Source organism: Nocardia sp. MH4 (assembly GCF_019266065.1).
GTDB classification, from domain to species: domain Bacteria; phylum Actinomycetota; class Actinomycetes; order Mycobacteriales; family Mycobacteriaceae; genus Nocardia; species Nocardia canadensis.
In genome coordinates this window covers 67,723-80,130 of sequence record NZ_LPNR01000135.1, presented here as the reverse complement: position 1 = coordinate 80,130, position 12,408 = coordinate 67,723, and the positions used below count along the sequence as shown (strand labels likewise).

Annotated in this window: 16 protein-coding genes and 1 pseudogene; 11 read left to right on the top strand and 6 right to left on the bottom strand. The window is 69.7% G+C overall.

Annotated elements, in window-relative coordinates; genetic code table 11:
* From ATM97_RS34115 to katG, 6 genes and pseudogenes are all read left to right on the top strand, one after another.
* Nucleotides 1–261, top strand: a pseudogene (locus ATM97_RS34115) (histidine kinase); the annotation flags it as partial.
* A 1-nt stretch (nt 262) separates the two neighbouring features.
* Nucleotides 263–670 (top strand): roadblock/LC7 domain-containing protein, encoded by a 408-nt coding sequence (locus ATM97_RS34110; protein WP_218722352.1) that lies wholly within the window; start codon nt 263–265, stop codon nt 668–670.
* An 11-nt stretch (nt 671–681) separates the two neighbouring features.
* The gene (locus ATM97_RS34105; protein WP_218722351.1) at nt 682–1,056 is read left to right on the top strand and encodes a DUF742 domain-containing protein; all 375 of its coding nucleotides are present in this window, start codon (nt 682–684) and stop codon (nt 1,054–1,056) included.
* Nucleotides 1,037–1,642 (top strand): ATP/GTP-binding protein, encoded by a 606-nt coding sequence (locus tag ATM97_RS34100; RefSeq protein ID WP_218722350.1) that lies wholly within the window; start codon nt 1,037–1,039, stop codon nt 1,640–1,642. The genes ATM97_RS34105 and ATM97_RS34100 overlap by 20 nt, the downstream gene beginning before the upstream one ends.
* A 151-nt stretch (nt 1,643–1,793) precedes the next feature.
* Nucleotides 1,794–2,228: a Fur family transcriptional regulator gene (locus ATM97_RS34095; RefSeq protein ID WP_218722349.1), complete on the top strand. Its 435-nt coding sequence runs from the start codon at nt 1,794–1,796 to the stop codon at nt 2,226–2,228.
* Between the two features lie 11 nt (nt 2,229–2,239).
* Nucleotides 2,240–4,468 (top strand): catalase/peroxidase HPI, encoded by a 2,229-nt coding sequence (katG, locus tag ATM97_RS34090; protein WP_218722348.1) that lies wholly within the window; start codon nt 2,240–2,242, stop codon nt 4,466–4,468.
* A gap of 66 nt (nt 4,469–4,534) precedes the next feature.
* On the opposite strand, the gene ATM97_RS34085 is transcribed toward katG, so the two are convergent.
* Both ATM97_RS34085 and ATM97_RS34080 read right to left on the bottom strand, forming a co-directional pair.
* Nucleotides 4,535–4,993, bottom strand: a complete 459-nt coding sequence (locus ATM97_RS34085; RefSeq protein ID WP_218722347.1) for an SRPBCC family protein — start codon at nt 4,991–4,993, stop codon at nt 4,535–4,537.
* 58 nt (nt 4,994–5,051) lie between these two features.
* Nucleotides 5,052–5,462 (bottom strand): nitroreductase family deazaflavin-dependent oxidoreductase, encoded by a 411-nt coding sequence (locus tag ATM97_RS34080; RefSeq protein WP_218722346.1) that lies wholly within the window; start codon nt 5,460–5,462, stop codon nt 5,052–5,054.
* A 110-nt stretch (nt 5,463–5,572) separates the two neighbouring features.
* Here ATM97_RS34080 and ATM97_RS34960 point away from each other — a divergent pair, with 110 nt between their 5' ends.
* From ATM97_RS34960 to ATM97_RS34065, 3 genes are all read left to right on the top strand, one after another.
* Nucleotides 5,573–6,289, top strand: coding sequence for a metal-dependent hydrolase (locus ATM97_RS34960; RefSeq protein ID WP_218722345.1), 717 nt, complete (start codon nt 5,573–5,575; stop codon nt 6,287–6,289).
* Nucleotides 6,290–6,498: 209 nt separating this feature from the next.
* On the top strand, nt 6,499–7,755 hold the full coding sequence (locus tag ATM97_RS34070) for an alpha/beta fold hydrolase (RefSeq protein WP_218722344.1): 1,257 nt from the start codon (nt 6,499–6,501) through the stop codon (nt 7,753–7,755).
* Complete coding sequence (locus ATM97_RS34065) at nt 7,752–8,552, top strand: HugZ family protein (RefSeq protein WP_218722343.1); 801 nt, start codon at nt 7,752–7,754, stop codon at nt 8,550–8,552. Before ATM97_RS34070 ends, ATM97_RS34065 begins: the two co-directional genes overlap by 4 nt.
* Here ATM97_RS34065 and ATM97_RS34060 read toward each other — a convergent pair.
* The 3 genes from ATM97_RS34060 to ATM97_RS34050 all read right to left on the bottom strand — a co-directional run bounded on the left by ATM97_RS34060 (nt 8,549) and on the right by ATM97_RS34050 (nt 9,996).
* Nucleotides 8,549–8,935 carry a VOC family protein gene (locus ATM97_RS34060; RefSeq protein ID WP_218722342.1) on the bottom strand — a complete coding sequence of 129 codons (387 nt, stop codon included), beginning with the start codon at nt 8,933–8,935 and terminating at the stop codon, nt 8,549–8,551. The genes ATM97_RS34065 and ATM97_RS34060 overlap by 4 nt on opposite strands.
* Nucleotides 8,936–8,982: 47 nt before the next feature.
* Complete coding sequence (locus ATM97_RS34055) at nt 8,983–9,333, bottom strand: hypothetical protein (RefSeq protein ID WP_218722341.1); 351 nt, start codon at nt 9,331–9,333, stop codon at nt 8,983–8,985.
* Nucleotides 9,334–9,411: 78 nt separating this feature from the next.
* Complete coding sequence (locus ATM97_RS34050; protein WP_218722340.1) at nt 9,412–9,996, bottom strand: HdeD family acid-resistance protein; 585 nt, start codon at nt 9,994–9,996, stop codon at nt 9,412–9,414.
* A 172-nt stretch (nt 9,997–10,168) separates the two neighbouring features.
* Between ATM97_RS34050 and ATM97_RS34045 the strand changes: the two genes are divergently transcribed.
* Nucleotides 10,169–11,143 carry a glycosyltransferase family 9 protein gene (locus ATM97_RS34045; RefSeq protein WP_218722339.1) on the top strand — a complete coding sequence of 325 codons (975 nt, stop codon included), beginning with the start codon at nt 10,169–10,171 and terminating at the stop codon, nt 11,141–11,143.
* Here ATM97_RS34045 and ATM97_RS34040 read toward each other — a convergent pair.
* Complete coding sequence (locus tag ATM97_RS34040) at nt 11,125–11,457, bottom strand: helix-turn-helix transcriptional regulator (RefSeq protein ID WP_218722338.1); 333 nt, start codon at nt 11,455–11,457, stop codon at nt 11,125–11,127. The genes ATM97_RS34045 and ATM97_RS34040 overlap by 19 nt on opposite strands.
* 184 nt (nt 11,458–11,641) lie before the next feature.
* Here ATM97_RS34040 and ATM97_RS34035 point away from each other — a divergent pair, with 184 nt between their 5' ends.
* Nucleotides 11,642–12,403 (top strand): M23 family metallopeptidase, encoded by a 762-nt coding sequence (locus tag ATM97_RS34035; protein WP_218722337.1) that lies wholly within the window; start codon nt 11,642–11,644, stop codon nt 12,401–12,403.
* Nucleotides 12,404–12,408: the final 5 nt, after the last annotated feature.

Genomic DNA, 12,408 nt, shown 5'->3' with positions numbered 1-12,408 from the left:
CGCCCGGTGGCGCCCGCGCCCGAACTGCCCGAGGTACCGGCCCACGGCTCCGACGAGCGCCCGGCCCTGCCGCGGCGTCAGCGCCAGACCAACCTGGCGCCCGAACTCACCGAGGAGCCGGCTGCCGCCGAGCCGCCGCGTACGCCGGAGCGGCCGCGCTCGGCCGAACAGGCGCGCGACATCATGTCCGCGATCGAGAACGGCACCCGGCAGGGCCGCAAACCACTGTCCACATCGAATCAGGATGAACAGGAAGGCTGAGGTGAACTCTTCCCACCCCGGTGATCTCAACTGGTTGCTCGACGATCTCGTCGACCGGCTGGCGGGGGTCCGCTACGCGGTCGTGCTGTCCACCGACGGGCTGCTGCTCGGACGCTCCTCGCAGATGAACCGCGAGGATGCCGAACACTTCGCCGCCATGTCGTCGACCCTCTACGGACTCGCGCGCAGCGCGGGCAGCCGATTCGACGGCGGTGGTGTGCGGCAAGCGGTGATCGAGCTCGACCGCGCCGTCCTGTTCGTCACCTCGGCGGGCGACAACGCGTGCCTGGCGCTGCAGGCCAACGAGTCGGCGAACCTCGGCATGGTCGCCTATGAAATGAACCTCACCGTGCAGCGGGTCGGCAGTTACCTGTCGACCGAGCCGCGGCACGGACTGGCGGAGCTATAGGAAGCAGCACCATGACTCGACTCGGCGATCCGTGGTTCGACGACGCGGCCGGACCCCTGGTCCGCCCGTACGCGGTGACCCGCGGCCGCACCATGGGTGCGGCGCACGACCTGGACATGCTCACGGTGGTGGTGGCCGTACACCCCGCCCCCACCCTGCGGCGACCGGAACCCGAATACGCGACGATCGCACAGTTGTGCAAGCGCGCGCAGTCGGTGGCCGAGGTCTCGGCCGTGCTGAAACTTCCTCTGGCGGTGACCAAGATCCTCGTCGGTGATCTCATCGGCGAGGGCCACCTCATCTTCCGGGCTCCTGCGACGGCCGAGGCCGGCGCCGGAGACCTCAACGTATTGCGAGCGGTTCTGGATGGCATCCGAAAACTTTGACCCCACGGCACCGGGCGGGCAGCATCTGGCCGCCTCGGTGAAGATCCTCATCGCCGGCGGCTTCGGCGTCGGCAAGACCACCATGGTCTCCTCGATCAGCGAGATCGCGCCGTTGCGCACCGAGGAGCTGATCACCGAGGTCAGCACCGGCGTCGACGACCTGTCGGGGGTGGAACAGAAGTCGACGACCACGGTCGCGCTGGACTTCGGCCGCATCACCATCGACCGCGACCTCGTGCTGTACCTGTTCGGCACCCCGGGCCAGGACCGGTTCTGGTTCCTCTGGGACGAGCTGTGCCGCGGCGCGCTCGGCGCGATCGTGCTGGCCGACACCCGCAGGCTGAGCAATTCGTTCGCGGCGGTGGACTTCTTCGAGCGGCGCGGGCTGCCGTTCCTGATCGCGGTGAACTGCTTCGAGGGCGCGCCGCGCTACACCGTCGACGAGGTGCGCGACGCGCTCGACCTCGACCCGAACACTCCCGTGGTGCTCTGCGACGCCCGCGACCGGCCCTCGGCCAAGGCGGTACTCACCCATCTGGTCGAGTACCTCATCGAACGCGCCACCCGCACCCCGGTGACCACCTAGCACCAGGGTGGACCGGGGGGCGGCCCCGGTTCCTGTTCCCGTCACCGCTGCTACGGCCCCCGCGCCGCCGACCGGAACCACCACGATGTGGTCCAGGCCACTTGGCCGGAAACGCTTCCGCTGCCATCTGGAACGAGTAATAATCTGGAATGTGTCCACCACATCGGACTTCGAGCGCATGCTCCGCGCGGCGTCGCTGCGCGTCACGGCGCCGCGTCTGGCGGTGCTCACCACCGTGCACCAGCATCCGCACGCCGATACCGACACCATCCTGAGCCGGGTCAGGGACACCCTCGGCGCGGTGAGCCACCAGGCGGTGTACGACGTCCTGCGCGTCCTCACCACCGCGGGCCTGCTGCGGCGAATCCAGCCCATGGGCACCGTCGCCCGGTACGAGACCCGCGTCGGCGACAACCATCATCACCTCGTCTGCCGATCCTGTGGCGTGATTGTCGATGTCGACTGCGCAGTCGGCGATGCGCCGTGTCTGACCGCTGCCGCTGACACCGGTTTCGTCGTCGACGAAGCCGAAGTCATCTACTGGGGCCGCTGCCCCGACTGCACGACTTCACCATCACTCTCCTGAAAGGATTCACCGTGCCCGAGGAACATCCACCTATCGCGGAAGCCAATACGGAACCCGGTGACAATGGCTGCCCCGTGACGTCGGCGCGCCCGTTCGCCTCCGCCGACGCCCGTGGCAGCAACCGTGACTGGTGGCCGCATCAGCTCAATCTCACGATCCTGCAGAAGAATCCGCCGGTGGCGAACCCGATGGACGCCGACTTCGACTACGCGGCCGAGTTCTCGACCCTCGATCTGGCCGCGGTGAAGCAGGACATCGAGCAGGTCATGACGACCTCCCAGCCCTGGTGGCCCGCCGACTTCGGCCACTACGGCCCGTTCTTCATCCGGATGGCGTGGCATTCGGCCGGCACCTACCGGGTCGGCGACGGCCGCGGCGGCGCCGGCTCGGGCATGCAGCGCTTCGCCCCGCTCAACAGCTGGCCCGACAACGCCAGCCTGGACAAGGCCCGGCGGCTGCTGTGGCCGGTCAAGAAGAAGTACGGCAAGAAGCTGTCCTGGGCCGACCTCATCGTCTACGCCGGCAATGTCGCGCTCGAGTCGATGGGCTTCCCCACCTTCGGTTTCGGCGGCGGTCGCGTCGACGCGTGGGAGCCGGAGGAGGACGTGTACTGGGGTCCGGAGAGCACCTGGCTCGGCGACGAGCGCTACACCGGCGAGCGCAACCTCGAGCGTCCGCTCGCCGCGGTCCAGATGGGCCTGATCTACGTGAATCCGGAAGGCCCCAACGGCAATCCGGATCCGGTCAAGGCCGCGATCGACATCCGCGAGACCTTCGCCCGGATGGCGATGAACGACGAGGAGACCGCCGCGCTGATCGTGGGCGGGCACACCTTCGGCAAGACCCACGGCGCCGGACCCGCCGACCTCGTCGGCCCCGAGCCCGAGGCCGCGCCGCTCGAGCAGCAGGGGCTGGGCTGGAAGAGCAGCTTCGGCACCGGAGCGGGCGCCGACGCGATCACCAGTGGCCTGGAAGGCATCTGGAACAGCACGCCGATCACCTGGGACAACAACTTCCTGGAGACCCTCTACGGCTACGAGTGGGAGCTCAGCAAGAGCCCGGCGGGTGCCCACCAGTGGATCCCGAAGGACGGCGCGGGCGCTGACACGGTGCCCGATCCGTTCGATGCCACCAAGAAGCGCACCCCGGTCATGCTGACCACCGACCTGTCGCTGCGTTTCGACCCGATCTACGAGCAGATCACCCGGCGCTGGCTGGCGAACCCGGCCGAACTCACCGACGCGTTCGCGCGCGCCTGGTACAAGCTCACCCACCGCGACATGGGTCCGGTCGTGCGCTATCTCGGCCCGCTGGTCCCGGCCGAGGAACTGCTGTGGCAGGACCCGGTCCCCGCGCATACCGGCCCGCTGATCGGTGACACCGAGATCGCCACCCTCAAGAGCCACATCCAGGCCTCGGGGCTGACGGTCGCGCAGCTGGTGTCGACGGCCTGGGCGGCGGCCTCGTCGTTCCGTGGCAGCGACAAGCGCGGCGGCGCCAACGGTGGTCGCCTGCGACTGCAGCCCCAGGCGGGCTGGGAGGTCAACCAGCCCGACGAGCTCGCGCAGGTGGTGCGCACCCTCGAAGGCATCCAGGAGTCGTTCAACGCCGCGGGCGGCGCCCAGGTGTCGTTCGCCGATCTGGTCGTGCTCGGCGGCGCGGTCGGTGTCGAACAGGCCGCCCAGGCCGGCGGTCACGCGGTGACGGTGCCGTTCACACCGGGACGCACCGACGCCACCCAGGAGCAGACCGACGTCGAGTCCTTCTCGGCGCTCGAGCCCCAGGCCGACGGCTTCCGCAACTACCTGGCCAAGGACGCCCGCATCCCGGCCGAGTACCTGCTCGTCGACAAGGCCAACCTGCTCACCCTGAGCGCGCCGGAGATGACGGTGCTGATCGGTGGTCTGCGCGTGATCGGCGTGAACTACCAGCAGTCGCCGGTCGGCGTGCTCACCACGACGCCCGGCGCGCTGACGAACGACTACTTCGTCAACCTGCTGGACATGGGCACCGAGTGGACGCCGTCGGCGTCGGACGACAACGTCTACGAGGGCAAGGACACCGCGACCGGCGCGGTCACCTGGACCGGTAGCCGCGTCGACCTGGTATTCGGCGCGAACTCGCAGCTGCGCGCGCTGGCCGAGGTCTACGCGACCGACGACGCGAAGGAGAAGTTCGTGCGCGACTTCGTCGCCGCGTGGACCAAGGTGAGCAACCTGGATCGGTTCGACCTGGCCTGACCGCTCCGCAAAACACCCCGCGACTCGCTCGGGTCGCGGGGTGTTTCGTTGTCGGGGTGGGGGCGATCAGGCCGACTCGGCGACCTCGGCCAGCCGGTCCACCGAGGCCCGCAGCTTGTCCGGGGTGGTGGCCGCGGCCCTGACCTGACGCAGCTCGTCGTGCAGCTCGGTCCAGTCGTAGGTATGGGTCACCCGGGTGGTGGCGTCGTCGATCGGCTCCAGCTCCCAGCGCCACAGGTGCCCGGGCGGGGTCTTGCCGCGCTCGGACGGATTCCACGCGATGCGGCGGCCCTCCTCGAACTCGACGATGTGGTTGTCGCGGTCGGCGCCGTTGGTCAGCGTCGTGGTGAACACGTCACCGACGGCGGTGACCCGCTGGCCCGCCGCCGCTTCGGCGAGATTGTCGTTGCCGTCCCAGCGCGGCTGCTGGGCGGGGTCGGCGATCAGTTCGAAGAGGGCGGCGGCGCTCGCCGCGATCTCGCGGGAGGCGTGCACGATACGGGGCGCGTCGGTGGTTTCGGTCACGGAGGCGATGAAACCAGCAGCTCACCCGCCCCGGCAAGGATTCGGCTCGAGCCCGCGCCTAACTCACCCGCGACACCGCGAACACGGGGATCTCGCGGCTGGTCTTCTCGCGGTACTCCGCGAAGCCCGGCATGATCTCGACCATCCGGTCGAACAGCGCGGTGCGTTCCGGGTCGTCGACGAGTTCGGCTTTGCCCGTGAAGGTCTCGGTCGGCAGCTCGACGCTCAGCTCCGGGTTCGCGACCAGGTTGTAGTACCACGCGGGGTGCTTGTCGGCGCCGCCGTTGGAGGCGATCAGCACGATCCGGTCGCCGTCGGGCAGGAACACCAGCGGGTTGGTGATCGCGCGCCCCGACTTCGCGCCGGTCGTGGTGATGATCACCATGTTGTCGCGGCCTTCGAACATGCCGCCGACCCGGCCGCCGTTGGCCCGGAATTCGGCGATCACCTGGTCGTTGAATGCGCTCATCGTCGTCCTTTCGTCCCTGCGGTCCCTTGCGCCAACCATCCTGGCGCACCCCGCATTCCCGCCGTCCTCGGCATATGCGTCGAGATAGTGAGGTCGACTAACGTTGCGGGGTGCTTGGACATTCACACGCGACCAGCGGCGCGCTGGCCTGGGCGGGAACCGCCGCGGCGCTCCCGCTCACGGTCGCCGCTTTCCCCCTGTTCGACAGCGATACAACACGATTCGGGATCGCCGAACTGATCATGGGCACACTGCTGACCGCGGGTGCCGCCTTGCTGCCGGACGCGGATCATCCGAGCGGAACCATCTCACACGTGCTGGGCCCGCTGTCACATCACCTGTGCCGCTTGATCTCCTGGCTCTCCGGTGGGCACCGACACGGTACCCACTCCCTGCTGTTCGTCGTCGTCGCGGTGGGCGCCACGTGGGCGGGCGAGCATTATCTCGGCCGGCCGTTCACTCTGGGCCTGGTGTTCTTCCTGCTCGCGCTGGCGGTGCGGTCGCTGCACCTGTGTCCGCCGGGAAAGAGCCTGCGCACCTACGGCACGGTGATCGTGCTGGCGACGGCGGGCACGTTCGCGGTGGATCACTGGATCGTCGACCGGCCGGCGTGGCTGCCGATCTGCGTCGGCCTCGGCTGCCTGGCGCATCTGCTCGGCGACTGCCTCACCGATCGCGGCTGCCGCCTGCTGTGGCCGTTCCCGTTGCGGACCCGGGTGCCGTTGATCGAGCGGACCGGCAACCGGGTCGAGACCTGGGTCATCTCACCGCTGTTCGTCCTGGGCACGATGGGCGCGCTCTGGTACGCGATCATGCATCGACCGTGACGCCCACCGTGAGGGCGGCGGGCCCCCTCCCCCGCCGCCCTTGCCTTTTCTCCGTGATCAGTTCATCCAGATACATGGTTTGATGCGCATATAAACGTATCGGAATCATATTTGTGACAGGTGAGTATCGCGGGCCTCGATTGCCGGGCTTCGTCCCGAATCGGGCCCACCTGCGGCATTTTTCAGTGCACAGTTGTACTCTCAATCTCGTGACCGAGCAGCTCCCCCAGCCCCAAGCCGAGGTACAGGCACTCACGCGCCTGGCGGGCGACGAATTCGTCGGCGCGGTGGACGGCATCGCGGCCATCCACCGGGCCATCTCCGACCGCGTGTTCGCGGCGGTGCGGCTCGGGGTCGGTCCCGCCGCGGATCCGGTGAAGGTCGTGCACGACGCGATCACCGACGGTGTATACGCGGTGGTCGGTGGCACCGGGTTCGTGGTCGGCGAGGTCGCGAGCGCGGTCCAGGTGCCCGGCGTGACCGCGCCGTCACGGACCGTCTGGGGCGCGGGCGTGCTGGCCGCCCTCCAGGGTCTGATCGGTGACGCGCTCGAGGACGAGGCACCGATCCTGGCCTCCCCCATGACCTTCCGCGTCGACGGCGCGCCCGTCGCGCCCGAACAGCTGGCCGCCCATGTCGCCGTGCCGACCACCCGACTGGTCGTGCAGCTGCACGGGCTCGTGGAGACCGAGCACGCTTGGCGGCTCGGCGGCCGCCCCACCTACGGCGACCGGCTCGAGGAGGACCTCGGCTACACCCCGGTCCTCGTGCGCTACAACTCCGGCCTGCACATCTCCGAGAACGCCGCCCAGCTCAGCGCACTCCTGGCCCGGCTGGTCGCGGCATGGCCGCTGCCGGTGCACGAGATCTGCCTGATCGGCCACTCGATGGGCGGGCTGGTCGCGCGCGGCGCCTGCCACCTGGCCGACGCGGCGGACGAGGCCTGGGTACGCGCGGTCCGGCAGGTGGTCTGCCTCGGCTCTCCACATCTGGGCGCCCCGCTGGAACAGATCGCGCACTACGCCGCCGCGGCGTTCGACCTGCTGCCCGAGACCCGGCCGCTCGGCAAGCTGCTGCGCAGGCGCAGCGCGGGGATCCGCGACCTGCGGCAGGGTTCGCTCGTCGACGAGGACTGGCGCGATCTCGACACCGACGCGCTGCGGGCGCGGGCGGTCCGCGAGGTCCCGTTGATCGCGGGCGTCGAGCACTACTTCGTCACCGCGACGCTCACCCGCAGCCCGCGGCATCCGCTGGGGCGGGTCGTCGGCGACGGCCTGGTGCTCACCGGCAGCGGCTCGGGCCGTGGCCGGACCCGCCGGATCGGCTTCGACGTGGTCAACGGCCTGCACGTGCCCGCGGCCAACCACTTCAGCCTGCTCAACCACGACGCGGTGTACGAGGCGCTGCACAGCTGGCTGACGAGCACGCCCCGCAGGACGGTGCGGGTGGATACGCTGTGGCCATGACTCTCGACCACGGCGACCCCGGCGACGCACCCTCCATTCCGCTGCCGACCGCTCCCCTGGCCAACGACGCCCGCCCCTCGGCGGCCGAGGAAGCCAGAACCATTGCGGCGGCCACCAATACCGGCACCCTGGCCAGTCTCACCGCCGACGGCGCGCCGTGGGCGTCGTTCATCACCTACGGACTGCTCGACGGCGCGCCCGTCCTGAGCGTCTCGCGGCTGGCCGAACACGGCCGCAACCTCGCCGCCGACCCGCGCGCCAGCATCGCGATCGTCACCCCGGACATCCCGGCCGACCCGCTGGCGGGCACCCGGATCACCCTGGCCGGCGTGGTGGAACGACCGGAAGGCGCCGAAGCCGAGGCCGCGCGCGCCGCCCACCTGGCCGCCATCCCGGCCGCGAAGTACTACATCGATTACAGCGACTTCACCCTCTGGGTGCTGCGCGTGCAGCGGGTGCGCTGGGTCGGCGGCTACGGCCGGATGGACTCCGCGTCGGCCCAGGAATACCTGGCGGCGCAACCGGATCCGATCGTGCCGCTGGCCGCCCCCGGCATCGCCCACCTCAACACCGACCACGCCGACGCGCTGCTGGCGATGGCCACCCGGCTCGGCGGCTTCCCCGACGCGACCGCCGCCGTCTGCGAGCGCGCCGACCGCTACGGCCTCGATCTGCGGGTCGAGACGCCGCGCGGGGTCGCCCGCACCCGGGTCGGCTACGCCGCTCCGCTGTCGGAGATCGGCGAACTGCGTTCGGCGACCGTCGAATTGACGCGACGGGCCCGCGCGGCCGATTAGGCCTCGTACAGCTCGAGCGGCAGGTCGTCGGGATCGAAGAAGAAGGCCATGTGCTTGCCGGTGTACTCGTCGGTGCGCAGTTCCTCGGTGCGCACGCCGCGTTCCCGCAGCGCGGTGAGCGCGGCGGGCACATCGGCGACCACGAAGGCCAGATGTCGCAGCCCCGCCGCCTCGGGCCTGCTCGGGCGCGCGGGCGGATCGGGGAACGAGAACAGCTCGATCCGGCACCCGCCCGGCAGCCCGACGTCGAGTTTCCACGAGTCCCGATCGGCCCGGTAGTTCTCGGCGAGCACCGTCCCACCGAGCGTTTCGGTGTAGAAGCGCTTCGAGCGGTCGTAGTCGGTCGCGATGATCGCGACGTGATGGATGCCCAGAAACTCCATCCCGCGACGGTACCGCCGCCGGCCGTGCGCTCCCGCGTCCGAGGAACTCAGGTCCAGAGGGCGGCGACGAGGACGTTGACGATCGCCAGGCCGCCGGCGGCGTCGGTCATCCAGTCGATCTGCTTGCCCCGCTTGGCATCGGCGCGGCCCATCTCGGCGAGCGCGACGACGGCGACCGAGATCGCCAGCTTCACGGCCAGCTTCGTGGTATCGGGATCCTTGCCCAGCGAATCGACAGCCGAGGCGAGGCCGGCCAGGATCAGGCCGGTGAGGAGCTGGGCCCGCGCTCCCCACACCATCAACTCCGAGACCACCGGGCGGGAGGCCGCGAAGCCGCCGACCACGGCGGCCATGCCGAGCAGATGGGTGACAACCACCAGGTTGTAAACGAATTCCATGAATGCCGAGCGTAGTTCACCCGAAACCGGCCGGTGCCCGAAGGCACCGGCCGGTTTCCGACGAACTTTCCCGTGGCGTCACAGCCCCTGCTGCGCCAGCAGGTGCGAGTCCTTGCGGACGCCGAAGGAGGTGATGATCTCCATGATGCCGATGACGATCAGGAAGATGCCGACCACCACGGTCAGGGTCGCCAGCGAATTGATCGGCCACACGATCAGGATGACACCGGCGATCGCGCTGATGATGCCGTAGAAGATCTGCCAGCCGCGGCCGGGCACACTCCCGTCCGCCAGGGCGGAGAACAGCACCGCGACACCGCGGAACAGCCAGCTGATGCCGATCCACAGCCCGAGCAGGAAAATCGAGGTGAGATCGTCGCGGAAGCAGAAGATGCCGATGATCAGCGACAGCACACCGCTGATGAAGGAGAGCACCCGGAAGCTGGTGCTGGGCAGATGGGTGAAGGCGGCGATCAACTGGAAGACGCCGCTGACAACCATGTAGATACCGAACAGAATGCCCGCCACGAGCAGCGACGGACCGGGCCACACGAGCACGATGATGCCGAGGACCACCGCGAGGAGGCCGGTGACCAGAATCGTTTGCCAGGTTTTCTTGGCAAGAGCCGCAAATGGACTCTCCAGCACGGTATTTGTCGTCATGACGAGATGTTATGCCCGGCCGCTCTGGTTTTCCCGATATTAGCTGGAGCCGTGATCGTGTCGCGATCACCCGACACGCGCCGACCGAGGCCCGGACCCGTCCGCGTGACGACCACCACGTCGTTGCATGCGCGAACGTTTGGTCGGCACAGGTCCCGGGTAGGTCAAGGAGGTGTCGGTTGTACTCGTGCTGCAAGCTCGGGGCCTCGGTGATGTCCTCGCCGCGGTCCCGGCTCTGCGTGCTCTGCGTCGGGCCGAACCACGGAGCAAGATCGTGCTGGCGGCGCCGCATCGATTGGAGCGGATCGTCGACCTGATCTCCTCGGTCGACGAGCTGGTGCCCACCGCCGATCCGGCCGCGTTGATCTGGGACGGGCCCGCGCCCGAGCTGGCGGTGAACCTGCACGGCGCCGACGGCGCGAGTGCGCGCGCGCTCGCCGATACCGGGGCCGCGCGGATCATCGGACACCGCTCCCCCGCCTCGCCCAAGCCCGCCGGGCCCCGCTGGGACCCGGACGCCCATGTCGTCGATCGATGGTGTCTGCTGCTGGAAGCGGAGGGCATCGCGGCCGATCGGCGCAACCTGGGGCTGGTGCCGCCGGTGGCGTCGATCAGCCGCCGCGACTGCGTCGTCGTGCACGTCGGCGCCGGTGCGCCCGCGCGCCGCTGGCCACCGGAACGTTTCGCGGCGGTGGTCCGGCACCTGCTGGTGCTGGGTCGCGACGTCGTGCTGACCGGCGACCCGTTCGAACGTGAGATCGCGGTCCAGGTCGCCGCCCAGGCCGGGTTGCCCGACGACCGGGTGCTGGCGGGCAGGCAGAACCTCACCGACCTGGCCGCCACGGTCGCCGAGGCAGCCCTCGTGATCAGCGGCGACACCGGCGTCGCGCATCTGGCGACGGCGTTCGGCACCCGCACGGTCCTGCTGTTCGGCCCGACGCCGCCGCGGCGCGGTGGGCCGCCCGCGCATCTACTCGGCAGGCATGCGGTGCTGTGGGCGGGCCAGGTGGGCGACCCCGACGGCCGGGTGCCCGACCCGGGGCTGCTGCGGATCGGGGTGCCCGAGGTGATCGCCGCGGTCGACGCGCAGCTGGACAAGCAGGACTGGGCCGAATCGACCCGGTTGCGTTACCGCCGGGTCGGTTGACCGGCCGCCGCGGCTTCCCGCAGGGCGGCGGCGTGCGCGGCCAGCGCGCTGGGCCAGAACTGCTCGAGATAGTCGCGGGCGTCGGTGAGGCCGCGCGGGTCCAGGGAGTAGAGGTGCCGGTTGCCATCGCGGCGCATGCTCACCAGATGGGCTTCGCGCAGGACGCGCAGGTGCTGGGAGGCCGCCGAGCTGGTGATCCCGGCGGTCGCGGCGAGGTCGGCCACCGACCGCGGACCCGAGGGCAACGCCTCGAAGATCACGCGCCTGGTGGGGTCGGACAGCGCGGTGATGGCCCGAACTCCGTTAGCGTCCACTGAATCAGTGTCCCCGGGAAGCGGAGGTTCGGCAATGATCTTGTCTCCTGGGAATTCGCCCCGGTCGCTCCTCGGAATTTCCGCATTCGTTATGGTGTCGTTATAGATCAACTGGCGTTATAGCCGATCGTGATCGCAGCCACATCATTCGCTGTCGAGATCACGGTTTCGCTACGTTCGAAACATGTTCGTGACCAACCCGTTATCCGCTCGAGTCTCCGATGCCCTCGCCGGTCGCTGGGGAGGCGTTGTCGCGGGTGCGGTGGCGCTGTCCGCACTCGTGGGAACCTCGGCTGCCACCTTCGGCGAGTCCGAGACCCCGGTTTCCGACACCAGCATCACCGCCAGCGCGGGCGAAGGCGTCACCGCGGGCCAGTCGCCGTACCGCTTCACCGCCTACACCCCCGTCGAGGCCCAGGGCCCGCAGGGCGAGACCCCCGCGTCGGCCCCGATCCCGTGGGAAGAGCACCGCGAGGCCGTCGCGCTCGCGCTGCCGCCGCTGCCGATCCTTGCCCCGCCTCCGCCGCCGCGCCCGCAGACCGTTCGCCCGGTCAACGGCAGGCTGACCTCCTACTTCGGCGCCCGCTGGGGAGCCGCGCACAACGGCATCGACTTCGGTGACCCGATCGGCGCGCCGGTCTTCTCCGTCACCGACGGTACCGTCATCGAGACCGGGCCCGCCTCCGGCTTCGGGCTGTGGGTGCGCATCCTGCAGGACGACGGCACCATCGGCGTCTACGGTCACGTCAACGAGATCCTCGTCCAGACCGGTCAGCACGTGAACGCCGGTGACGTCATCGCCACCGTCGGCAACCGTGGCCAGTCGACCGGCCCCCACCTGCACTACGAGGTGCACGTCCAGGACGGCTCGCTCTACGGCGCCCCGATCGACCCGCACCCGTGGCTCGCCGCTCGTGGCGTCGACGCCGGTGTCGCCCAGGACTGATCCGC

What these genes read in the sequence shown, in the direction of transcription:
- ATM97_RS34105 (WP_218722351.1), top strand. Translation starts at nt 682, where the DNA reads ATGACTCGACTCGGCGATCCGTGGTTCGACGACGCGGCCGGACCCCTG.
- ATM97_RS34100 (WP_218722350.1), top strand. Translation starts at nt 1,037, where the DNA reads ATGGCATCCGAAAACTTTGACCCCACGGCACCGGGCGGGCAGCATCTG.
- ATM97_RS34080 (WP_218722346.1), bottom strand. Translation starts at nt 5,462, where the DNA reads ATGAGCGCATTCAACGACCAGGTGATCGCCGAATTCCGGGCCAACGGC.
- ATM97_RS34065 (WP_218722343.1), top strand. Translation starts at nt 7,752, where the DNA reads ATGACTCTCGACCACGGCGACCCCGGCGACGCACCCTCCATTCCGCTG.
- ATM97_RS34060 (WP_218722342.1), bottom strand. Translation starts at nt 8,935, where the DNA reads ATGGAGTTTCTGGGCATCCATCACGTCGCGATCATCGCGACCGACTAC.
- ATM97_RS34055 (WP_218722341.1), bottom strand. Translation starts at nt 9,333, where the DNA reads ATGGAATTCGTTTACAACCTGGTGGTTGTCACCCATCTGCTCGGCATG.
- ATM97_RS34050 (WP_218722340.1), bottom strand. Translation starts at nt 9,996, where the DNA reads ATGACGACAAATACCGTGCTGGAGAGTCCATTTGCGGCTCTTGCCAAG.
- ATM97_RS34035 (WP_218722337.1), top strand. Translation starts at nt 11,642, where the DNA reads ATGTTCGTGACCAACCCGTTATCCGCTCGAGTCTCCGATGCCCTCGCC.